Below are 316 nucleotides of genomic sequence, written 5' to 3'. Positions count from 1 at the left end.
CCGTAGACGATGAGCGGCAATTGCGCTAGGACGGCCTCTTCTTGCGCGGTATTGAGCTGGATTAAGCGATGTTGGTAGGGCTCTAGACCGATAAAAGCGGCATTTTCTTCCGGAGCATGAGGAGGCAAAGGAAGCGCCTCGGCATCTAGGTCGACAAACTCCAATGCATCGGGCGTACTTTCTTTGTCGCGCAGTGTGTTGAGATAAGCGCTTAAGACCCCTTTTTTTAAAAATCGGCTCTTTTCGTAATCGTGGTTTAGAACCACATCCAGCAAGCAAAGCTTTCCATCCACGGTGGTCCATAAAATACGGTCCG

At 50.3% G+C, this 316-nt stretch carries 1 protein-coding gene; it reads right to left on the bottom strand.

Annotated features, from left to right (window positions below):
* On the bottom strand, positions 1-316 hold a 316-nt coding region (locus tag E1O47_RS12390), incomplete at both ends, for a hypothetical protein (protein ID WP_165475132.1).

The organism is Legionella yabuuchiae, assembly GCF_900640115.1.
GTDB lineage: Bacteria > Pseudomonadota > Gammaproteobacteria > Legionellales > Legionellaceae > Legionella_A > Legionella_A yabuuchiae.
The sequence above is the reverse complement of the archived record's forward strand: the minus strand, read 5'-3'. Positions and strand labels throughout refer to the sequence as shown.